This window comes from Streptomyces sp. NPDC047853 (genome assembly GCF_043204535.1).
In the GTDB taxonomy this organism is placed as follows: domain Bacteria; phylum Actinomycetota; class Actinomycetes; order Streptomycetales; family Streptomycetaceae; genus Streptomyces.
Window position 1 is genome coordinate 248,052 of record NZ_JBIDCI010000003.1, and the last position, 21,649, is coordinate 269,700.

At 70.5% G+C, this 21,649-nt stretch carries 20 protein-coding genes; 11 read left to right on the forward strand and 9 right to left on the reverse strand.

Going from position 1 to position 21,649, the window contains the following annotated elements:
* Positions 1–35 precede the first annotated feature (35 nt).
* Positions 36–593, forward strand: coding sequence for a hypothetical protein (locus ACGF5T_RS08020; RefSeq protein WP_361015542.1), 558 nt, complete (start codon positions 36–38; stop codon positions 591–593).
* On the opposite strand, the gene ACGF5T_RS08025 is transcribed toward ACGF5T_RS08020, so the two are convergent.
* Genes ACGF5T_RS08025 through ACGF5T_RS08045 form a run of 5 tightly spaced genes read right to left on the reverse strand, consistent with a single transcriptional unit; the run spans position 577 to position 3,447 of the window.
* Positions 577–1,089, reverse strand: coding sequence for a DUF2165 domain-containing protein (locus tag ACGF5T_RS08025; protein ID WP_356608293.1), 513 nt, complete (start codon positions 1,087–1,089; stop codon positions 577–579). The two genes, ACGF5T_RS08020 and ACGF5T_RS08025, sit on opposite strands and share 17 nt — an antisense overlap.
* A gap of 29 nt (positions 1,090–1,118) precedes the next feature.
* Complete coding sequence (locus ACGF5T_RS08030; protein WP_366766695.1) at positions 1,119–2,204, reverse strand: tyrosine-protein phosphatase; 1,086 nt, start codon at positions 2,202–2,204, stop codon at positions 1,119–1,121.
* Between the two features lie 49 nt (positions 2,205–2,253).
* Positions 2,254–2,454, reverse strand: a complete 201-nt coding sequence (locus ACGF5T_RS08035) for a DUF397 domain-containing protein (RefSeq protein WP_356608289.1) — start codon at positions 2,452–2,454, stop codon at positions 2,254–2,256.
* A complete protein-coding gene (locus tag ACGF5T_RS08040) occupies positions 2,451–2,639 on the reverse strand; it encodes a DUF397 domain-containing protein (protein ID WP_356608287.1) in 189 nt (62 codons plus the stop codon). Before ACGF5T_RS08040 ends, ACGF5T_RS08035 begins: the two co-directional genes overlap by 4 nt.
* A complete protein-coding gene (locus ACGF5T_RS08045; protein WP_356608285.1) occupies positions 2,596–3,447 on the reverse strand; it encodes a helix-turn-helix transcriptional regulator in 852 nt (283 codons plus the stop codon). The genes ACGF5T_RS08040 and ACGF5T_RS08045 overlap by 44 nt, the downstream gene beginning before the upstream one ends.
* Positions 3,448–3,563: 116 nt before the next feature.
* Here ACGF5T_RS08045 and ACGF5T_RS08050 point away from each other — a divergent pair, with 116 nt between their 5' ends.
* Both ACGF5T_RS08050 and ACGF5T_RS08055 read left to right on the forward strand, forming a co-directional pair.
* The gene (locus ACGF5T_RS08050) at positions 3,564–3,995 is read left to right on the forward strand and encodes an ATP-binding protein (RefSeq protein ID WP_356608701.1); all 432 of its coding nucleotides are present in this window, start codon (positions 3,564–3,566) and stop codon (positions 3,993–3,995) included.
* Between the two features lie 225 nt (positions 3,996–4,220).
* A complete protein-coding gene (locus ACGF5T_RS08055; protein WP_366766694.1) occupies positions 4,221–5,084 on the forward strand; it encodes a helix-turn-helix domain-containing protein in 864 nt (287 codons plus the stop codon).
* A gap of 90 nt (positions 5,085–5,174) precedes the next feature.
* On the opposite strand, the gene ACGF5T_RS08060 is transcribed toward ACGF5T_RS08055, so the two are convergent.
* The gene (locus ACGF5T_RS08060; protein ID WP_356608281.1) at positions 5,175–5,522 is read right to left on the reverse strand and encodes a DoxX family protein; all 348 of its coding nucleotides are present in this window, start codon (positions 5,520–5,522) and stop codon (positions 5,175–5,177) included.
* Between the two features lie 85 nt (positions 5,523–5,607).
* Between ACGF5T_RS08060 and ACGF5T_RS08065 the strand changes: the two genes are divergently transcribed.
* From ACGF5T_RS08065 to ACGF5T_RS08085, 5 genes are all read left to right on the forward strand, one after another.
* Positions 5,608–6,516, forward strand: coding sequence for a LysR family transcriptional regulator (locus tag ACGF5T_RS08065; RefSeq protein WP_366766693.1), 909 nt, complete (start codon positions 5,608–5,610; stop codon positions 6,514–6,516).
* A gap of 103 nt (positions 6,517–6,619) precedes the next feature.
* Positions 6,620–7,735 carry an ADP-ribosylglycohydrolase family protein gene (locus ACGF5T_RS08070; RefSeq protein WP_366766692.1) on the forward strand — a complete coding sequence of 372 codons (1,116 nt, stop codon included), beginning with the start codon at positions 6,620–6,622 and terminating at the stop codon, positions 7,733–7,735.
* A 342-nt stretch (positions 7,736–8,077) separates the two neighbouring features.
* A complete protein-coding gene (locus tag ACGF5T_RS08075; RefSeq protein WP_356608275.1) occupies positions 8,078–8,593 on the forward strand; it encodes a hypothetical protein in 516 nt (171 codons plus the stop codon).
* A gap of 116 nt (positions 8,594–8,709) precedes the next feature.
* Positions 8,710–12,018 (forward strand): RHS repeat-associated core domain-containing protein, encoded by a 3,309-nt coding sequence (locus tag ACGF5T_RS08080; protein ID WP_366766691.1) that lies wholly within the window; start codon positions 8,710–8,712, stop codon positions 12,016–12,018.
* A 185-nt stretch (positions 12,019–12,203) separates the two neighbouring features.
* Positions 12,204–12,614: a VOC family protein gene (locus ACGF5T_RS08085; RefSeq protein ID WP_366766690.1), complete on the forward strand. Its 411-nt coding sequence runs from the start codon at positions 12,204–12,206 to the stop codon at positions 12,612–12,614.
* A 53-nt stretch (positions 12,615–12,667) separates the two neighbouring features.
* Here the strand turns inward: ACGF5T_RS08085 and ACGF5T_RS08090 are convergent, their stop codons facing one another.
* The 3 genes from ACGF5T_RS08090 to ACGF5T_RS08100 form a co-directional block, all read right to left on the reverse strand.
* Positions 12,668–14,251, reverse strand: a complete 1,584-nt coding sequence (locus tag ACGF5T_RS08090) for a sodium:solute symporter family protein (RefSeq protein ID WP_356608269.1) — start codon at positions 14,249–14,251, stop codon at positions 12,668–12,670.
* Between the two features lie 202 nt (positions 14,252–14,453).
* On the reverse strand, positions 14,454–16,316 hold the full coding sequence (locus tag ACGF5T_RS08095) for an MFS transporter (protein ID WP_356608267.1): 1,863 nt from the start codon (positions 16,314–16,316) through the stop codon (positions 14,454–14,456).
* Between the two features lie 194 nt (positions 16,317–16,510).
* Positions 16,511–19,075: a D-alanyl-D-alanine carboxypeptidase gene (locus ACGF5T_RS08100; protein ID WP_366766689.1), complete on the reverse strand. Its 2,565-nt coding sequence runs from the start codon at positions 19,073–19,075 to the stop codon at positions 16,511–16,513.
* Between the two features lie 178 nt (positions 19,076–19,253).
* Here ACGF5T_RS08100 and ACGF5T_RS08105 point away from each other — a divergent pair, with 178 nt between their 5' ends.
* The 3 genes from ACGF5T_RS08105 to ACGF5T_RS08115 all read left to right on the forward strand — a co-directional run bounded on the left by ACGF5T_RS08105 (position 19,254) and on the right by ACGF5T_RS08115 (position 21,594).
* Complete coding sequence (locus ACGF5T_RS08105) at positions 19,254–20,015, forward strand: GPP34 family phosphoprotein (RefSeq protein ID WP_356608263.1); 762 nt, start codon at positions 19,254–19,256, stop codon at positions 20,013–20,015.
* Between the two features lie 288 nt (positions 20,016–20,303).
* Entirely contained in the window at positions 20,304–21,161 is an 858-nt protein-coding gene (locus tag ACGF5T_RS08110; protein WP_356608261.1) for a helix-turn-helix transcriptional regulator, read from the forward strand.
* Positions 21,162–21,402: 241 nt separating this feature from the next.
* Positions 21,403–21,594 carry a DUF397 domain-containing protein gene (locus ACGF5T_RS08115; RefSeq protein ID WP_356608259.1) on the forward strand — a complete coding sequence of 64 codons (192 nt, stop codon included), beginning with the start codon at positions 21,403–21,405 and terminating at the stop codon, positions 21,592–21,594.
* Positions 21,595–21,649 lie beyond the last annotated feature (55 nt).

The window sequence follows — 21,649 nt, forward strand, 5'->3', positions numbered from 1 at the left end:
TGTCGGGGTTCTCGTAGCTGAGGAGATGCGTGCCCGTGCCAGCCCGACTTCCCTCATGGGCCTGGGTCTCCGGTCTGACCGTGGGGGCGATCGCGGCGGTGAGCGTCCTGGCCGTACAGGCGGACCAGGGCCCCCACCCCACCGCCGCCGCCACGAAGCCCCGCCCCTCGGTCTCGGCGCAGCCGACGCCGAAGGAGACGGCACCGGCCCGGGTGCCGGACGGTTCCGGCACCGGGCGGCGCATCGTCTACTCGGTCGGCCAGGACCGGGTGTGGCTGGTGGACGCCAGCGACGCCACCCGCCGCTCCTTCACGGTGTGGCCCGGGACGGTCGACCCGGACCCGGGCACGTACAGCGTCGGGACCCGCCGTGAGGAGCCCACGACCGGCTCCGACGGGGTGCGGATCGAGCAGATCGTGTACTTCGTCCAGGAGGACGGCGTCTGGGTCGCCTTCTCCAATGCCGTGGACGGCTCCTCGCCCCCTCCGTCGGCCGCGGGTGTGAAGACGGGCGGCATACGCCTGCCCAAGGCGGACGGCGACGCACTCTGGGAGTTCGGGACCTCGGGTACGCCGGTCACCGTGGTCGCGTAGCCTCCACCTCCGTCTGCGGGAACGGCAGGTGCGCGACGATCAGCACGACGCCGCTCAGCAGGAACACCCGGGTCGCCGCGTCCAGCCCGTTCCAGTCCGATGACTGCCACATCGAGAACCACTCCCCGCCGATCGCGATGAACCCGGCCCCGAAGAGCAGCATCAGCATGAGCGTGCCGTACGTGGTCATGCGCCGTGCGGCGGTGTGGTCGCGGCGTATCCACAGCCAGGTCGCCCAGAGCAGCACGAGCGCGGCCACCGTCTCCCACACGATGATCGCGACGTACGCGGCGTCCTGGACGCCCTTGTTCGTGATGGCCCGCCACATCAGGTCGTCGTCCTTGAAGGTCGTGTCCATCGCGAGCACGTGACGCACGAACTGCTGGTTGGTGCCGAAGTCGGTGATGTTCCCGAAGGCGACGAGCGCGATGTAGAGGGCCAGGACACCGGTGAGGACGGTGGCGGCCAGGGAGAGAGTGTGTCTGCTGGTGGTCATGGACACACCCTTCCCCATGTCGATCTCGGTCAGCCAACCAGGAGGTCGGCCTTCAGCCGCCGCACCTCGCGGGCGTCCAGCCCCAGCGCCTTCTTCTCGTAACGGGCGAAGGACCCGTACGCGTCCTCGACCTCGGCGAACCCGGAGTTGAGGTACTCGGCACGCACGTCGAGCATCGGCTTGTAGACCGCGGCCTGTGCGGCGGGCATCGCGGCCAGGGCGGCGGCGTTGGCCTCGGCGCGGTACTCGTTGGAGGCGAGGTAGTCCTTCATGACCGTCTCGCGCGGCACACCGAGCGCGGTGAGCAGGGCCGCGCTCGCCCAGCCGGTGCGGTCCTTGCCCGCGGTGCAGTGGTAGAGGACGCCGTCGGCGTCACGCACCAGGCCGGAGAACACGGTGGAGTAGGCGGCCTTGGCGTTCTCGCCGCTGACCATCGTCTTCTCGCCGTCGATCATCATCTGCTCGGCCTCCGCCGCCGTGGTCGGCAGGGCGAAGACGGGGGAGTCGGCGCCGAGGACGTCCGCCACGACGTAGCGCGCGCCGGCCGGGACGCGGTCGGGCGCCGACGCACGCTCGGAGGCGGTGCGCAGGTCGTAGTCGACGGAGATGCCGAGCCGCTTCAGCTTCGCCAGGTCGGCGTCGGTGAGGCGGTCCAGGGAATCGGTGCGGTAGACCGCGCCCATGCGCACCCACTGCCCGTCCTCGGTGCGGTAGCCGCCCGCGTCGCGGAAGTTGACCGTGCCGTCCAGTGCGATCAGCCGGTCGGCGAGGCGCAGCCGCTCACCCCGGTCGGGGACCAGGTCGAACCACTGCCGGTCGGCGGCGGGCAGCCCCGCCACGGTGACCCTGCCGGTCGACCCGCCGGTGGCGACGGTACGGCCGTTCGCCCGGACGGCGACCTTGCGGACGCCGGGGGCCTTCCAGGTGATCGTGTACGTGCCGTCGTCCCGGGCGGTCACCTCGGCGGCGGTGAACGGTATCGCGCGGGCCGAGTGACCGGGGTGCCCGTGGTGGTGACCGGCGGGGGCGGCCGTCGCGGCCGGGGCCGCCACGCCAGTGAGCAGTGCGGCGGCCGACAGGGCGCAGGTCAGGGTGACACGTGTCTTGGTCGTCATGGCCGGATCGTTCTGCGTCCGGACGGGCGCCCTGCCAACGGATCATGAACTATGCGGGGCGGACGGCCGTCGTGATGGTGTGCACGAACGTGGTCCAGGAGGCGTCGGCGAAGGTGAGGTGGGGGCGGGTGGTGTCCTTGGAGTCGCGGACGTGCATGGCGGCGCCGGTGAGGGACAGGGCGGCCTCGACGCACTCGGGTCCGTCGTTGCTGCTGTAGCTGCTCTTGGACCAGTTGAGCGTGGGGGTCATGTCTTGTCTCCGACGGCTCCGATGAAGGTGGTCCAGGAGATGCCGTTGAAGGTGAGGTGGGGGCGGGTGGTGTCCTTGGAGTCGCGGACGTGGATGGTGAAGTCGGCGGGGGGTATGGCGACCTCGACGCAGTCGGGGCCGTCATTGCCGCTGTAGCTGCTCTTGAACCAGTCCAGTGCGGTCATGCTCTTCTCCCAGCACTTTCTCGATGAAGGCCAGCGACTCCCGGGGGGTGAGAGCCTGCGCCCGGATCATGCCATAGCGCATTTCGAGGATTTGGACCTCTCGAGGATCGTGGATCACTCGGCTGTACAACTGACCTTCCGAGTGCCCGAGTGTCTTGCCGTCCTGCAGCTTCAGCAGACGGAACGAACCCATCACACCCGCGTGTTCTTCCCGGTCCGTCGGCATCACTTGCAGCTCCACGTAACGCAATGCGGCGACTTCAAGCAGATGTTCGAGTTGCCGACGCAGCACCATTCTCCCCCCGTAGGGCCGTCGCAATGTCACCTCCTCCAGCACGAAGGTGATCGTCCGCCGAGGCTTGGACTCGAAGACGACCTTCCGTGCCATGCGACCTGCGACGTGCCGCTCGATCTCGTCATCCGTGTACGCGGGCCGACGCATGGCATACAGCGCCTCCGCGTAATCCGCTGTCTGGAGCAGGCCGTGGATGTGGTGGCTGGCGTAGGCACCCATCTCGACGGACTCGGCCTCCAGCTTCGCCAGATCCCGGACCAGTTTCGGGTAGCGGCCCTGCTCCACGTCCTGCTTCATCGCCGCGAGCTTTCCGCCCGCCCGCAGAACCTCGTCGGCCTTGTCCAGGAAATCCGCCTTGGGAATCCTGCGCGCGCGCTCGACAGAGGAGACCATGTCCTCGCTGTACCCAATAGCAGCGCCCAGCTCGGCCTGCCGCATGTCTGCAGCTTCACGCCACACCTTGATCTGCCGTCCGACCGCCCTGAGCACGGCCGCGGTCTCCTCGTCCTCCACGTCTTCCCCTCCTGGCGTACGACCCGTACGACCACGTTAGGCACCCGGACAGTCACTCTCGGTACCGAGGTCGGTGCTGTTCAGGGTAGGGAGGAACGGCCACGCTGGGTGACGTGATGCAGAAAATGGACCTGTCCGTCGCCCCGAACGCGCCGCATTTCGCGGTCCAGTTGTCCGCGACGCGCAGAGGTGCCCGGCTCGCGCGTCTGCTCGCGGAGCGCCAACTGGACGACTGGGGTGTGCCGTCGGGAGCCGTGGTGCAGGTGGTGGCGGAGCTGGCGGCGAACGCGGTGCTGCACGGGCGGGTGCCGGGGCGCGACTTCCGGCTCGCGCTGCGGCTGCGCCCCGACGGTGTCCTCCGTGTCGAGGTCACCGACGCCCGGGGTGACCGGGTCCCGCGTACCCACGCCCCGGTCGTCGAGGACGCGGAGCACGGGCGGGGGCTGCGCATCGTAGCGGCGTACGCGGACCGGTGGGGCGTCGATGTGGGGCCCGCGCCCGCCAAGACCGTGTGGGCCGAATGGTCGCCGGGTCGCGGGCGGACGTGACCCGGTCGGACGCGACGCCAAAGACCAAAGAACCGGGGAAAGAACCCAACCCACCCCCACCGCCCCCGTCGGTCACTCTCCGGAGTGAACATCGCCAACTCGGCTGGCGCGGGCGGGCATTCATGGTGCAGCGTCAGCCGCGAAGACCCCGGACATGAAGCGGCCCCCGCCGGGACTGGCATCCCACTGCGAGGGCCTGATCACCTAGGAAGAAGACGCTTCCCGATGACTGAGCAGCACCCTAGCGCGCACGCGCGCGCCGCGTCCGGCCGTCGCCCCGGCGGTGTCGAGCACGAGAACCACCCCCACGACGACCACTTCACCGTGGTCGGGAACCACCTCCTCCAGCATCCCGAGCTGTCCCTGACGGCGATCGGCCTGGCCGTGCACATCCAGTCGCTGCCCGCCGGTGCGCCGGTCGGGATCAAGACGCTGGCGGGCAAGTTCCCCGAGGGCGAGATCCGGATCGCCGCCGCCCTGCGGGAGCTGGAGGAGCACGGCTACCTCGCACGCACCAAGGAGCGTCTTCCATCGGGCCGAGTCGTGACCCGGACGGTCTCCCGCAACAAGCCCCGCGCGTTCCTGGCCGCCGCAGCCGCAGCCGCCGTACCCGCACAGCCACATCCACCGGCACAGGTACCGGCACCTGCACAGTCACCGGCGCCCGAGGCGGCGGCCGACCCGGCACCGGCACCGGCGCCGGAGACCGTCCGGTCACCGGCGGCCGATCTGCTCGCCCGTCTGCGTGTGCACGACTCCCGGCTGCTGCTGACCGAACGGGACGTCCGCCGCCTCGCGCCCTGCGTGACGGTCTGGCTGGAGCGCGGTGTGCCCGCGACCGCGGTGGAGCGGACCCTGACGGCCGGGCTCCCCCAGGAACCGATCCGCCACCCGGCGGCCTTCCTGGAGCGCCGCCTGACCACCGATCTGCCGCCGGTGCTGCCCGCGCCCCGTCCACAGGCGCCCGGCCGGCTGCTCCCCGACCCTCTCCAGACCTGCGACGGCTGCGAACGCGCCTTCCGCTCCCCGCTGCCCGGCCGCTGCCGCGACTGCCGCGCCACCCGCCCGACGGAACACATGGCCGCGTAAAAGCGTGAACACCGTACGGCAAACCGTCATCCAACAGCTCACATGAGCGCACCGATGACAGACGTGGCCAGACTGCTCACGCCGTCCGGCTCACACAGCCACCAGGACGAGTGCGGCCGCGTTCAGGGCCAGGTACCCGGCGGGAAACGCGATGTTGTGGAAGACCCGCGCGCGGACGTGCGCGACGACCGCGCCGACGAAGAAGAGGACCAGGCCGACCGCAGCGGCCACGCCGAGGAGCCGGAAGCCCAGGAGGCCGGCGAGGAGCCCGGCGGCTCCGGCGGCCTTGAGCACCGCGAGCCACGGCAGCCACGACCCGGGGACCGCCACCTCGGCCGAGTTGGCGAGGACGAACCGCGCCCGCATCAGGTCCGCGACGGCGATCCCGGCATCGGCGACGATCGCGGCGACGGTGACGAGCACGTAGGCGGTGTACACGGACTCTCCTTCCGGCCGTTCCCCCGGAATCAGCCTCGCGGTACCGTCCCGCGCCGTCCAATACCTGCACCCATAACCTGGAGGCATGGATGTCGACACGCGTCTGCTGCGGTACTTCGCGGCCGTGGCGGAGGAGGGCAGCGTCACCAGGGCCGCCCAGCGGCTGTACGTGTCCCAGCCCGCGCTGACCAAGCAGATCCGACAACTGGAGGCCGTACTGGGCACGGACCTGTTCACCCGCTCCCGGAACGGCATGACGCTCACCGAGCCGGGTCGGGCGCTGGCGGAACGGGTCCCCGCCCTGCTGGCCGGATGGGAGGCGGCGCTGCGGGAGACGAGGGCGGCGGCGAGCCGGGCGGCCCGCGTCCTGCGGGTCGGCTTCCTCGCCAGCGCCGCCAACGAGGCGACGCAGCCGATCATCGCCGAGTTCGCCCGGCGCCGACCGGGCCGGCGGGCCGAGATGCGGCAGGCCGCCTGGTCGGACCCGTCCGCCGGACTCGCCGACTCGGACGTCGACGTCGCCCTGGTGCGCCTGCCGTTCCCCGGCCAGGAAGCGTTGCGGGTCTTGCCGCTGTTCAGCGAACCCCGCTGCGTCGCACTGGCCAAGTCCCACCCCCTGGCGGCCCGCGAGACGATCGCCTTCCACGAACTGCGTGACGAACCGTTCGTCGCCGCTCCGCCCGAGACGGGCCGCTGGCGGGAGTACTGGCTCGCCGCCGACGAACGCGACGGCCACCCGGTGCGCGTCGGCGCCGTCACCGAGCACCCGGACGACTGGCTCGCCGCGATCGCCAACGGCTACGGCGTCGCCCTCGCCCCGGAGTCCGCCGCCCGCTTCTACACCCGCCCCGGCGTCGTCTACCGCCCCGTCACCGGAGTCGGCCCCAGCGGGGTCGCGGTCGCCTGGGCCCCTGCCGCCGACGACGATCCCGTCGTCCAGGACTTCGTCAGCTGCTGTCGCGAGGCGCTCCGCGCCCGACCGGACGGCGCGTGAAGGTTTCCACACCTCCACGGCCCTGAACCGTCCCCCCTGGTTCGCATACAGTGCTGGACGTCGTACGTACGGACGCATGTGGAGAGGTCGAGGGGAGGTCCGGGTGAGCGGGACAGCCGGTGCCGTCTGGGGGCGTGCCGAGCAGCAGGACTTCCGCAGCCGGGTCCGCGGGACGCTGCTCGGGGCTGCCGTCGGCGACGCCCTCGGCGCACCCGTCGACGGGCTGAGCCTCGACGCCATCCAGGAGGCGCACGGCCCGGACGGCCTCGCCGACCTCGCCCCCGCCCACGGCCGACGCGGCGCCGTCACCCACCTCACACAGCTCACCCTGTTCTCCGTCGACGGGCTCATACGCGCCCAGGTCCGGCGGGACACCGGCGCCTGGCACCCGCCGACCGACCTGCACCGGGCCTACCGGCGCTGGGCGGCCACCCAGCGCGACTGGGGGCCCGACCTGCGGCGCAAGGACGACGGGTGGCTGGCCCACGAGGAGTGGCTGTACGCCCGCCGGGACGCGACGCGTGCCCTGCTGCTCGGACTGGGCGACGAGACCATGGGCACCCCGGAGGCGCCCAAGAACCCCGGTGAGCGCGGACCCGAGGCCGCCGCCCGCTCGGCGCCCTTCGGGCTGCTGGTCGGCTGGGAGCCGCAACTGGTCACCCAGCTCGCCGTCGAGTGCGCGGCCCAGACCCACGGCCACCCCACCGCCGGTCTGGCGGCGGGCGCCTACGCCGTGGTCGTGCACGGGCTGGCCCGGGGGGAGAGCCTGGACGCCGCCGTGCAGCGGGCCCTCGCGCTGCTGGCCCCCCGTCCCGGGCACGAGCCCGTCGTGGACGCCCTCCAGCACGCGCTGGGCGCCGTCCGGCAGGGGCTGCCGGGCCCGGCACGGGTGACCGGGCTGATCGGCGCGGGGACGGCGGAGTGCCTGGTCGCCGCCGCCGTGTACTGCGCCCTCGTCGGCGAGGACATCCGGCACGGGCTGCGGCTCGCCGTCAATCACGACGGGCCCTCCGCCGCGACCGGCGCCCTGACCGGCGGACTGCTCGGCGCCCTGCACGGGGAGACGGCGCTCCCGCCGGCCTGGCTCGCCGAACTGGAGGGCCGCCCCACCATCCTGGAACTCGCCGACGACTTCGCCATGGAGATGACCCAGGGCCCCGCCCTGCACGGCCCGGCGGGCTCGTCCCCGGGGTGGCTGGTGCGCTACCCGCGCGCCTAGGCCCCGCGGTCCACCGTCCCGACGGCACGGACTACTTGAGGGAAAAAGTTCCGGTCGTGGATCACTGCCGCTCTGCCGCTGTGCGGCTCACCTGTGGCTGCGAGTGGCCAGATGACGGCGTGCCGGACCGCCCGAAAAGCGCCATGCGGAGGGGCTGATTCTGGCCCGTATAGCTCGCGTGTTCGAGGGCACGGCGGCCGACGTGTGTGGTTTCTGTGACAAGTTGTGGGCTCCTCGTGACCACTGGGGTCTGCGAGGTCTGTCTTCCTGTGGGGGGAAGTCTTGATACGACGCACCAACGGTGCGCGGTCTTCGCGTGCCCGGAAACACTTCAGATCGCTTGTGTGCGCGGCTGCCGCGTCGGGGGCCTTCGCCCTGACACTGGCCGGAGCGGGTACGGCGTCCGCGGGCACGGGGCCGCGCCCCGCACCCGCACCCGCCCAGCCCTCCGCCGCGAGCGCTCCGACGGAGGAGGGGAACCCCTCGTCCGCCAGGGCTTCGGCGGCCGGCGTCTGCTCGGACGCCTACCAGATCGGCACCACCTCGTACATCTACCGGGAGTCGGTGCAGATCGCCTCGGTGAAGCAGTTCTACTCGCCGCAGTGCAACGAGAACTACGGCTACGTCTGGGTGTGGAAGTCGTTCCTGGACAAGAAGATCACCTTTGATCTCCAGGTCGGTGTGTGGTCCTACGACCGCTCCGCGCTGATCGGTGTGGACCGCCAATACGACACGCTCGAACAGGAGTTCTGGGGCAATGGCGCCGACACCGTCGACGACTGCACCTCGGGCGACGGAACCCTGACCATCCTCAGCGAGCAGGGCAGCTACCACAGCCGGACGTCCAAGCGCTGCTGACGGGACGCGGAGTGCGGGTGGCCGCCGCCCACCGGCCGCCACCCGCCGGGTCCCGCTCCCGCTCCTCACCTCACCAGGCCCCGAAGCCTGATCGACCGATCCCAGGAGAGTTCCTCATGCACTTCGGCATGCCCGAAAACCGGCGGATCAGACGCGGCAGACGCTCCGCAGCCACCGCCATGGTCGCCTCGGCCGCCGGGGCAGCGCTGCTCGTCGCCCTGATACCCGCCCAGGCATCCGCCTCACCGGTCGGTAAACCGGCCCCGCCCCGGCCGACGGCCTCCCCGGTCGGGAAGACCACGGCCCCCGCGAGCACACCCATCGGCGTCGCGGGCAAGGACCGCGCGCTGGTGGAGCCCGGCATCCTCCAGTCCACCTTCCAGGGACTGGGCATCGGCCAGGTCCCCTGGTCGGAGTTCCACGAGGCGCCGCTGTCCGACTCGGTCGGCGCGCAGGTCAACTACGGCAACGGCAACCTGCTGGTCTCCGTGAACGCCTTCGACATCGCCGACGCGGGCCCGGGCCTTTCCCTGGGGCACGCCTACAACGGCCTCAACACCAGCTGGAAGGCGACGACCGGCAGCGACTACCTGATCCACGAGCCGAACACGACGTCGGTCTACGTGCAGGGCCCCTCCAGCACCATCGCCGTGTTCGAGCGGGACGGCTCCGGGTTCACCCCGGCGCCCGGCTACAAGCAGGACCTGACCCAGTCCTCGGACAAGAAGTCCTTCACCCTCACCTCGCGCAAGAACGGGCAGAAGACCACCTTCACCCGCTCCGGCACCACCGGCGACGCCCGCGTGAGCAAGGTCGAGGACAAGAACGGCAACGCCACCACGATCTCCTACTCGGGCGCCTTCACCTCGAAGATCACCGCCGCTTCCGGACGCACCCTGACGTTCGACAACGATGGCAAGCAGATCACCAAGGTCACGGACAACACCGGCCGCTACGCCACGTACTCGTGGTCCGGGAGCGATCTGAAGACGTTCACCGACACCGACGGCAGAACCACCGTCTTCGACTACGACACCTCGCACCGCATGACGAAGGTGACCACTCCGGAGGGCCGGGAGACGCGGTTCACCTGGAACACCAACCTCCTCGCCTCGATCACCCGCGTCGTCGACAAGACCACGGGCACCGGCGCGACCACCGCGTTCCGCTACATCCTTCCGCAGCCCGGCACCGAGGGTGAGGGCGTGGCCCGCATCACCGACCCGCTGGGCAAGCACACCGAGAAGACGGTCGACGCCCGCTGGCGGGTCAAGAAGACGACCGACCCGCTCGGCCGTGAACGCTCCCGGACGTGGGGGCCGGACAACAACATCACCAGCGCGGTCGACGGCATGGGCGTGGGATCGACGCCGGGCAACACCGTCAAGTTCGACTACGACGACTCCTTCAACCCCAAGACCGCCACCCAGCCCACCGGCGCGCAGTCCACGATGGCCTGGACCCAGAAGGCCGGCGGCCACTACCCCGAGACCCTGACCTCCGCGAGCGGCGACAAGGTCACCAACGGCTACGACACCTCGGGCAACATGATGTCGCAGACCGACACCACGACCGGCTCCGACGGCGCCAAGTGGACCTACGACTACAACCCGAGGTCCGGCACGATGAAGTGCGACGGCCTGCCCGGCCAGCGCTGCTCGGCCACCGACCCCGAGGGCAACAAGACGTCCTTCACCTACGACGCCAAGGGCAACCTGACGAAGGTCGACCGCCCGTCCGCGCAGGAGGACGTCACCTTCACCTACGACGCCCTGGGCCGCACCGACACCGTCACCGACGGCCGCGGCGTGGAGACGGTCTACACCTACGACAAGCGCGACCGGCTCAAGACGCAGACCAGCGGCGGCAAGCTCACGACGTTCGAGTACGACGCCGACGGCAACATCAGGTCCCGCATCTCCCCGGCCGGCACCAGCAGCTACACCTACGACGAGCAGAACCGCGAACGCGTCCGCACCCTGCCCGCCGGCGGTACGACCACGGTGACCTACGACGCCGCGGGCAACGTGAAGACCGCCACCGACGCCGGCGGCACCCTCACCTACGACTACAACGACGCCAACCAGCTCACCACCCTGACCCAGCCGGGCGGCGCCGAGACCACGTACGACTACGACAAGAACGGCGACCGCACCACCACCACCTACCCCGGCGGCACGGTGCAGAAGACGGACTACGACAAGTCCAGCCGCGCCCAGAAGATCGAGGTCAAGAACGGCACCACCGTCCTGTCCACGATCACCTACGACTACAACAAGTCCGGCAAGGACAGCGACAAGATCCAGAAGCGGACCACCGACGGCGCCACCCTCGCGTACACCTACGACACCAAGGGCCGCCTCACCAAGGCCGTGGAGACCAAGTCCGGTTCCACCACGGCCGGCTGGGCCTACTGCTACGACAAGTCCGGCAACATGACGGGCCGCTCCACCGGCACCAGCCTCCCCGCATGCGCCGACGCCCAGTCCGTCCGCGAGTACAACAACGCCAACGAACTCACCTCGCTCGGCGGCAACACGAACTTCACCTACGACGGCGACGGCAACGAGACCTCCGCCGCCTCGCCCACCGGCACCCGCACGGGCGGCCAGTGGACCCCGTACACCCAGCTCTCCGCGCTGACGGCCTCCGGTACCGCGTCGACGTACGGGTACGCGGGCCTCGACCACAACGACCGTCTGACGCGCGGCAGTTCGACGTTCACCAACGCCGCGATCGGCATGACGAGGGAGAACGGCACCGGTTTCGTCCGCGAGCCCTCGGGCACCCTGACAGCCATGACAGCGGGCGGGGCGAGCCAGTACTACCTCACCGACGTCCAGGGCAGCGTCATCGGCCTGGTCGACGCCACCGGCAAGCGGACCGCGACCTACAGCTACGGCCCCTACGGTGAGGCCCGCACCACCAGCGGCACCAACCAGCCCTATCGCTACACCGGCACCTATCTCGACCCGTCCGGCCTGTACAAGATGGGCGCCCGCTACTACGACCCGCAACTCGGCCGCTTCACCCAGCCCGACCCCTCCGGCAAGGAGTCCAACCTCTACGCCTACGCCGCGGGTGACCCCGTCAACCGGATCGACCCCAGCGGACTCGACTTCCTCGGACTGTCCGGCGGAGAGTGGCTGTCGCGCGGTGGTCAGGCGTTGGGGCTCGCTGCCATGTTCGTTCCCGGCGGTCAGGCCGTCGGTCTTGGTCTGGCGGCTGCGGGAATCGGAATGGAAGCCGCTGGTGGAGCCATGGAAGGAAAGAGCGGTTCGGAAATAGCAGGAGGCGTCATGGTCGGCCTCGTCGGAGGCAAGGTCGGCTTCGCTACCAAGGCGCTCAAGGCATCGAAGGCCATGGAGTATGGCGTGAACGGATCGTATTGGGCCGGTGGCGTTCTGGCTGGAGAACTCATGTAGGAGGATCAATGCACCCGCAGGCGGCTGCGATAACCGACAACTGGCCGGCCACGATCATCATGCTGATCCTGGGAATAGTGGTCATCTCGTTCTTCATAGTCAGAAGCAGAAGGAAGTAGTGGAACGGGGGGTTGCCCAGCGGAGCGATCCGCTGGGCAACCCCCCGTTCCCGTTAGCGTTGCCCTATGGGTATCAGCATTCACACCACCGTCCTCCCGCACGACGATCCGGACGCGTCGCTGGTGTTCTACCGCGACGTCCTCGGGTTCGAGGTCCGCCAGGACGTGGGGCAGGGCGCGATGCGCTGGATCACCGTGGGCCCCGCCGACCAGCCGGACGTCTCCCTGCTGCTGTCACCGCCCGCCGTCGACCCCGGCATCAGCGAGGCCGAGCGCCGCACCGTCGCCGAGATGATGGCCAAGGGCACCTACGGCTGGCTCCTGCTGGCGACGAACGACCTCGACGGGACCTTCGAGAAGCTGCGCGCCGGGAACGCCGAGATCGTCCAGGAGCCGACCGAGCAGCCGTACGGCATCCGCGACTGCGCCTTCCGCGACCCGGCCGGCAACCAGATCCGCATCCAGGAAGTGCGCTGAACGGCCTCCGACCGGTGCCCGCCCGGGCACCGGTCGGAGGGCGTTCGCCCCGGCTAGTCGCCCGTCTTGCTGCCGGTCCTCGCGTCGCCCACTCCGCCCGCCGGCGCCGGGATCGCCGCCGCCGCGCCGGACAGGTCGTCGTCGTCGTCCGTGTTGACCCGCTCGATGATCGCCAGGCGCTCGGGAGTGTCCTCCGGCTTGAGGAAGCCGACCAGGACGTAGAGGACCAGCGACACCGCCAGCGGGATCGACACCTGGTACTCCAGCGGCACACCGCCTTCCACGCTCCAGTTGATCGGGTAGTTGACCAGCCAGAAGGCGAGCAGACCCATCGACCAGCTGGTGAGCGCGGCCGTCGGGCCCGACCGGCGGAAGGGCCGCAGCAGACCCAGCATCATCGGGATCGCGATCGGGCCCATCAGACCGGCCACCCACTTGATCACGACGGTGATGATGTCCTTGAAGGTCGGCGAGTCGACCTGGGTCGCCACCGCCATCGACAGCCCGAGGAACACGACCGTCGCCAGCCGCGCCGCCAGCAGCCCGGTCCGCTCGCCCCACGTCCGCGCCCGCTTCGACAGCACCGGTGCCACGTCGCGGGTGAAGACGGCCGCGATGGCGTTGGCGTCCGAGGAGCACATGGCCATGGTGTGCGAGAAGAAGCCGACGATGACCAGGCCCAGCAGGCCGTGCGGCAGCAGTTGCTCGGTCATCAGCGCGTAGGAGTCGGAGCCGTCCGGCTTCTGGGACTCCACCAGCAGCGGTGACATCCACATCGGGAAGAACAGCACCAGCGGCCAGACCAGCCACAGCACCGCCGACAGCCGCGCCGACCGCTCGGCCTCGCGGGCGTTGGGCGTGGCCATGTAGCGCTGGGCCTGGTTGAGCATGCCGCCGTTGTACTCGAAGAGCTTGATGAAGAGGAAGGCGAGCAGGAACACCGTGCCGTACGGGCCGACCAGCGGTTCGCCGTGTCCCTGGAGGGCGGGCTCGTCCCAGACACCGAAGAAGCCGCCGTAGTCGCCGAGTTTCGCGACGACGGCCACGAACATCGCGATGCCGGCCAGCAGCTGGATGATGAACTGGCCCAGCTCGGTCAGCGCGTCCGCCCACAGGCCGCCGATCGTGCAGTAGATGCCCGTGATGACGCCGGTGATCAGGATGCCCTGGTTGAGGCTGATGCCGGTGAAGACCGAGAGCAGGGTGGCGATCGCCGCCCACTTCGCGGCCACGTCCACGATCTTCAGCAGCATGCCGGACCAGGCCAGCGCCTGCTGGGTGGGCAGGTTGTACCGGTTCTTCAGGTACTCCAGGGGAGAGGCCACGTGCAGCCGTGAGCGCAGCCGGTTGATGCGGGGCGCGAACAGCTTCGAGCCGATGGCGATGCCGAGGGCGATGGGGAAGGACCAGGTGACGAAGGACGTGACGCCGTAGGTGTAGGCGATCCCCGCGTACCCGGTGAACATCACCGCGCTGTAGCCCGACATGTGGTGCGAGATGCCCGACAGCCACCAGGGCATCTTGCCGCCGGCCGTGAAGAAGTCGCTGACGTTGTCCACGCGTTTGTGCGACCACACGCCGATCGCCACCATGATGGCGAAGTAGCCGATGAGCACGGACCAGTCGAGACCGTTCATGTGCCCCCTTCCGGGGTCCGCCTTGTGAACTCCGCTCAGCTGGCTGGCACTTCGCACGAGCGGGGTAGGGGCGAGGCAGGGCGCGAAGTGCCCGCTCATCGTGGTTGCGACGACGCGGGCACGACAAGGAAGCGGAAGGTCAAGAGCAAGTAAAAATGTTCGGCTTGCTGACCTCCGTTCAGCTATATGAACGACCGGTGCTCTACTTCAGCTCGTCCGGGCAGGGGGTGCCGCGCGGCACGTCGTAGGGCGCCGACAGCCGGTACGTACCGGCCTCGGGGGCGATCAGCATCGTCCACTTGTCGCCCTCGGCGGTCTCCTCCGTCTCCATCAGACAGCCGTTGACGTTGTCGTACGTCTTCGGCGTGCCCTCCGGGGCGTTCTTGGAGGCCTCCGTCTCCTGCGGCGCCTCCAGCTTCTTGCCCTCGGCGTCGACGAGGCTCAGCCACGGCGAGTACGGCATCCGGACCAGGATGCGGCCCGGCCGGCGCACGTCGATGGTCCACTCGCCCTGCTCGGCCCGCTGGACGAACGCGTCGGGCTCCGCCAGCGGCGTGGGGTTGGTCACCTGGAACAGCTGCCAGTTGGCGTCGCCCCAGATCTGCTTCAGGTAGGGCAGGCCCCGCTGCACCAGCTCCCGCTCGCGCTCACCGCCGTCGCCGTCCGGCTCGCCCTTGGGCAGCACCACGTAGTGCACGGCCCAGCGCTTCAGCCACTCGTGGTAGTTCGCCGAGTTGAGCGTGTCGTCGTAGAAGAGCGGGTTGCGTTCCATGTCGGCCTGGCGGAGCCAGCCACGCGCCAGGTTCACGTACGGCGCGAGGGCCGAGGCCTCCCGGTGGGAGCGGGCGGGCACGACCTCCACCCGGCCCTTCTCGGCACCGACCTCCTGCAACTCGTTCACCAGCGGAGCCAGCTCGCGGGCCCAGGAGGCGGCGGGCGTGGTGTGCACGATGTCGTCGGCCGACTTGAAGCCGATCCAGCCGACGAAGCCGGCGATCGCGAGCACGAGCGCGTACCACTTGCGGGTCCGCTCCACCGTGAACGGCAGCGCGGCCACCAGCGCCACCCCCGCGAAGAGCATCGCGAGGCGCGTGATGTTGGAGCCGATCTGGGAGCTGATCGCCCAGACCAGCAGCACGGACAGCCCGTAGACCGCCGAGGTGATCCGCACGGTCGTCCAGGTGCGCGGCACGAACACGTACACCAGACCCGCGTACACCACCGGCAGGACCGCCGAGCCGAAGCCCATCGGCTGCGTACCGGAGAAGGGGAACAGCCAGGTCGACAGCGCGACCACCACGGTCGGCGCCACCCCCAGCGCCCAGGCGCCCGGGCGGCGCTTCTGCAGGAACAGCGCCACCGCCACCAGACCCACGAACAGGCCCGCGACCGGAGAGGACATCGTGGCCAGCGCGGCCAGCGGCGCCGCGCACAGGCCCTTCGCCCAGCGCTCGTACCGCCAGCGGTACGGCCAGCAGAACACCACGGCGACCGCGCCCAGACCGAACATCATGCCCAGCCCGAACGTCACCCGCCCCGACGCGGCGTTGGCCAGCAGGCCGAAGAGGCCCGCCAGTGACGCCCACAACGGGTTGCGGACCGCCCGGCTGCGGATCAGGAGCATGGTCAGCAGCCCGGCCGACAGCGTCCCGGCGATCATCATCGTCGTGCGCACGCCGAGCACCGACATCAGATACGGCGAGACCATGCTGTACGACACCGGATGCGTGCCGCCGTACCAGGCGAGGTTGTACGCCGAGCCGGGGTGCCGACCCACGAACTCCGCCCAGGCGTCCTGCGCCGCGAGGTCGCCGCCACTGTTCGCGAAGGTGAAGAACCAGGCGATGTGCAGCACCGCGGCCAGGGCGGTGACGGAGAGCACGGGGTGGCGCAGCATCCGCTCACGCAGGGCCAGGAAGGCGGCCTTCACCGCGGACGGCGCTTCCCGCTCGGCACGGCCGGGATCATGGTCGCCGTCCGGGCGCGGTGCGGGTACGCGCGGTCGCGGACCGGCTCCCGAACCCGTGTCGGCGTTCTCGGCGCGTGTCGGCTCCGCAGTGGCCACCTGAAGGCACTCCCCGTGTCCTGTTCTTCTGCTTCGGCCGTGTCCCGTTTGCCGCGACCGGCGACCTGCCCCGTCTCGCGACGCTAGCACGCGCTCCCGCGCCGTCGCTTCCTCGCCTCGGTCACGCGAAAGCCCCCGCGGCCGGGTGGCCGCGGGGGCTCTGTGCACCGGGTCCCGCCCGGCGGGGCCGGCGGTCAGCCCAGCCGGGTCAGCTTGTCCGACAGCGCGGGCTCCACGAGATCCTTCTGGAGCGCGACCGGTACCTTCACGGCCCCGGCGGCGCCCCCGTCGCCCACCGTGAGGGCACCGACCTTCGTGCCGGCCGGTGCCGTGTGCGGCACCTCGTCCGCCGTGAACGTGAGCTTCACGGTCAGGCCCGGCCAGCCCACGGCCTTGACGTCCTGCGTGGCGACGACCGGCGTACGGCCGCCGAGACCGTCGTCGACGTACCCGACGACGCTCCCCTTCTTCAGGATCGTCGACGACTCCAGCGTGTCCTGCGCGGCCCGGATCAGCTGGTCGCCGGAGGTCAGCGCGGCGCTGAGGATGGTGTTGTCCTTGCCGCCCGCGGGCTGGCGCACCACGGCCCCGACGATGGTCCGGGTCTCGCCGCCGACCTCCTTCTTCGCGGCGAAGACGAGGTTGCCGAGGGCGGAGGTGGTGGTGCCGGTCTTGATGCCGACGACGTTGTTGGAGCCCACCAGCTGGTTCCAGTTGGGGTGGTTGACGCCCTTGTAGTCGTCGTACGACATCTGCGCGGCGACCTCGCGGAAGGCGGGCGACTTCATCGCCTCCTTGGCCAGCTTCACCTGGTCCACGGCCGTGCTCACCGTCGTGTCGTTCAGCCCCGAGGGGTCCGTGTACGTCGTGTTCTTCATGCCGAGGTCCTCGGCGGCGGCGTTCATCTTCTCCACGAAAGCCTTCTCGGACCCCGCGTCCCAGCGGGCGAGCAGCCTCGCCACGTTGTTCGCGGACGCGATCAGCACGGCCTGTAGGGCCTCGCGCTGGGAGATCGAGTCGCCCGCGTAGACGTGGGCGGTCGACTCCTGCCCCGCCTCCGACTGGTCCTCGGCGGCCTGGTCGATCGGGATCTTCGGGCCGTCGGCGCCGCTCTTGAGGGGGTGGTCGCGCAGGATCACGTACGCGGTCATGACCTTGGCGACGCTGGCGATCGGCACGGGCTTCTGCTCGCCGGACGAGCCGAACGTGCCGATGCCCTGCACGTCGAGCGCGGCCTGGCCGTCGGCCGGCCACGGGATCTGCGGCTTGCCGCCCTCGAAGGTGAAGCTGTCCTGAGCGGTGAGGTCCAGCTCCGGCGCGGGCAGGGCCCGCATCGACTGCACGACCCCGAGGACGATCAGCAGCAGCAGGACCAGCGGCGTCCAGATCTTGACCCGGCGGACCGTCGTCCGCAGCGGCGTCTCCGGGGGCGGCGGGGTGTTCGTCAGCTCCGCCAGCAGGTCCAACGGCGGCTTCGGCGGCAGCGGCTGCTGCGTGGTCCGCTCGGGCTCGACCTGCGGCACGGCGGCGGTGACCCCGGCCCGGGGTGCCTGCGCCGCCCGGGGGGCCTCGGGCGGGGGCTTGCGCGTGGCGGGGTCGTCAGGATGCCGCAGCGCGACGAACTTGCTGGTCCGCTCGGCGTCCCGCTCGGCCGGGGCGGCCGCGCCCCCGCCCTTGCCGGTTTTCCCGGCTCGGTCGGCGTCCTTGGCGTCCTTGGCTTCCTTGGCTTCCTTGGCCTTGCCGGCCGTAGCGGCGGCGTCGCCCAGCTTCAGCATCGTCGTCGGCTGGTCCACGGCGGGCGCGGAGGGGCGTACGGCCTTGAAGACGGCGGTGGGCTGATCGACGGCCCGCTCCCCGCCCCCGGCCTCTCCGGCGCCCTTCTCGGGCCCCTCGGCGGTCGCTTCGGCGTCCGTCGCGGCGACCCGTTCGTCACCGGTGTCGTCGGCCACCTCGCCGTCGGCGGGCTCCTCGGGACCGTCGGCGGCCCCCGTCGCGCCCCCGGCTCGACCGTCGGCGTCGGCGTCGGTGTCGCTTCCCGTCACGGTGTCCGCGTCGGTGTCGGTGCCGGTGTCCGTGTCCGTGTCCGTCGCGGCGTCCGCGTCCTCGTCGGCGTCTGCCGGGGATTCGGTGCCGGTACCGGCGTCCGCGTCCGTGTCCGCCCCGCGGGGGGCGTCAGCGGGCGCGTCCGGGTCCTTGCCGTCCTCCTCGGCGGCAGCCGCGCCCTCAGCCGGTTCCGCGTCCGCGGTCCGCGCGTTCGCGGCGGCACGCTCGTCCGCGGTCGCCACCCAGGCCGCGACGGCGTCCCGCAGCCGGCCGTCGCCGCCCGTGGCGGGCTCGGCGCCGGGAGCGTCGGACGTATCACCGGAATCGGATGAAGGGGATGAAACAGGCGAAGGGTCTGAATCGGATGACGTAGGCGTGTCGGACGTCTCGGGAGTGTCCTCCTCGGCGGCGCCCTCCTGTTCGGCGTCCTCGCCCTCGCTCCGGGCGTCCGTCTCGCGGACCGACAGCACCCGGGTCGCCGTATCGACGCCACCCCGGGACCCGCCCGACCCGGCGGACCCGGCGGACTCCGCGGACCCGGCGGACGCCGAGGGCTTCGCGGTCTCCCGCGTCACCGCCAGCCGCGGATCGGGCGTCGTGTTCGCCTCGGTCCGCGCTTCGGGAACCGGACCCGCGCTCCCCGACGTCGGTTCTTCCGACGACTCGCGCTGCTTCGACCTGTCGGGGGACTCGCCCGCCACCGATGCCTCCTCCATGCGCCGCACGTCCTGTGTGCGCTACCGAAACCATGTACCAGTGTCCTGTGTACGGGTAGGACCCACGCGGTAGACGAGAACGACATACCTACTGGTTCCACTACGAACCGGTCACGCACCCTCGACAGACCAATGTGAGAGGGGTCACCCTGTCTGTCATCCACGCGGGGAGGCATGGATGGGCAGGAGCCGCAGAACACTTCCGGAGGAGCTTCTGCTGCTGGCGTTGGACCCGACCACGGGCACCACCGCACAGCCGCAGTCGCTCGACCTCGGTCTGGCCGGAGCACAGCTGGTGGAGCTGGCGCTGGCCGGACGGATAGCCCCAGACGGGGATCGTATCGCCGTGGTGGCACCACGGCCGACTGGAGATCCAACACTGGACTGCGCGTTGGAGTTGCTGCGAAGGCGTGGCGCTCCCGTACGGGCGGTCAACTGGATTGGCGGGCCCCGCCTGGGGCTGCGCCAGACCTACCTCTCGCATCTGGAGCGATGCGGCATGGTGCATGCCGTGGAGGGCCAGATGTGCGGGGTGCTGCCGACGACTCGCTATCAGGCGACGGACACGGCGATCAGCAGGGAGATCAAGACCCGGCTGGACTCGGCGATCCGCACCGGCGTACCGCCGGACCCGCGGACCGCGGCGCTCGCCGCGCTGGCCCACGCGGTCGGACTCGGCAAGCACCTCTATCCGGGCAACGAAGGACGCTCGTCACGGTCCCGCCTGCGGGACCTCATCAGACACGACCCGATGGGCGGTCTGGTGGCGCACGCGGTGATGGACGTCCAGAACGGCGCGGTGGCCCAGCCACGCCGCGCTCCGGCACCGGCTGGCCGCCAGGCCGCCGCCGGACCGGGGGCCAGGCCGGCCCCGGAACCCGCACGCGGCGTTCCGGCGCAACCGCGCCACGGATCCATGGCACGCGCCGTGGCCCACTGAACCGCACCTCGCAGCACCGCACCGCCGCACCACAGTCCCCGAGACCCGGTCACGGGAGCCGCGGGTCCGCGCGGGGCGGCGGGACAGCCGAACGTCCGGCACGTCCGGACACCGGCACGGTCCCGCCGTCCCGCGCGCGGCCATGTGTACGGGTGGCGCCCCGAACTGGCGTGTACGCGGCGCATATCGACCGTTTCCCAGCGGTAGAAAGCACCTTGGTGGCAGTCTGCTCAGCAGCAGATACGCAAAGTGGCACACATGAGTCACGCAGCCGGAGGTGCACGTCCCGTGGCGTCCAATGTCAATCCCACCGTCAGGCGGCGCCGGCTCGGCCAGGAGCTGCGTCGGCTGCGCGAAGTCAAGGGCATGACGGCCGAGGAGGTGGCGGAGCGGCTGCTGGTCTCGCAGTCGAAGATCAGCCGCCTGGAGAACGGCCGGCGCAGCATCAGCCAGCGGGACGTCCGCGACCTGTGCGGGGTCTACGAGGTCGAGGACCAGCGGATCGTCGACTCGCTGATGCAGATGGCCAAGGACTCCCGGCAACAGGGCTGGTGGCACGCCTTCGGGGACATCCCGTACAGCGTCTACATCGGCCTGGAGACCGACGCGGAATCGCTGCGGACCTACGAACCCCAGATCATCACCGGCCTGTTGCAGACCCGCCCCTACGCGGAGGCGCTCATCCAGGGCGCCCTGCCCGAGACCTCCGTCGCCGACATCGAGAAACGGGTCCAGGTCCGCATACGGCGACAGGAGCGGATCTCCGCCGACAGCAACCCGCTGCGCCTGTGGGTGGTCCTCGACGAGGCCTGCCTGCACCGGACGGTGGGCAGCAGGCAGGTGATGCGCGAGCAGTTGGAGCACGTCGCCGAGATGTCGCAGCTCCCGCACATCACCGTGCAGGTCCTGCCCTTCGACGTGGGCGCGCACCCCGGCATCAACGGGCAGTACTCCATTCTGGAGTTCGCCGACACCGCGGACTCCAGCGTCGTGTACATCGAGGGCGTGACCAGCGACCTGTACCTGGAGAAGGCGCAGGACGTGCAGAAGTACACGGTGATGTACGAGCACCTGCGGGCGCAGGCCCTGAACGTGGAGCAGTCCCGGCAGCGCATCGAGGACGTGGCGAAGGAGTACGCGCGCTGAGGCCGGCCGGGCTGACGAGGCTTCCCGGCTGGTGAGGGCGGGATGTTACACCCCGGCCGGGGCGCACTGGAAGACTCACCTGGAATATGCCATCCGGTCGGGTGAATGGCGACACCGGGGGGAGAGGTCAGCGAGTAGCGTCGATCACGCCAAAGATCAAGCGTCATTGGCGTGAACCACGCCGCGGTCCCATGGGCCCGTGGCGCGGCGACACACTCAGCGACTCGCCATCGGAGCAGACATGGCAATTCTTCAGGGCGCCCAGGAATCGTGGATCAAGTCCTCCTACTCCGGAGGAAACGGCGCGTGCGTCGAGGTCAAGTCACCGGTCGTGGCGGCGCTCGCCGTCCGCGACTCCAAGGTCCTCGAGGGCCCGGTCCTGGCTTTCCCCGCCGACGCGTGGAACGCCTTCGTGACCTCGGTCAAGGAGTAACGGCTCCACGCGCCACCGGCCGACGGAGCCCTCTCGACCAGTTCGCCGACCTTGC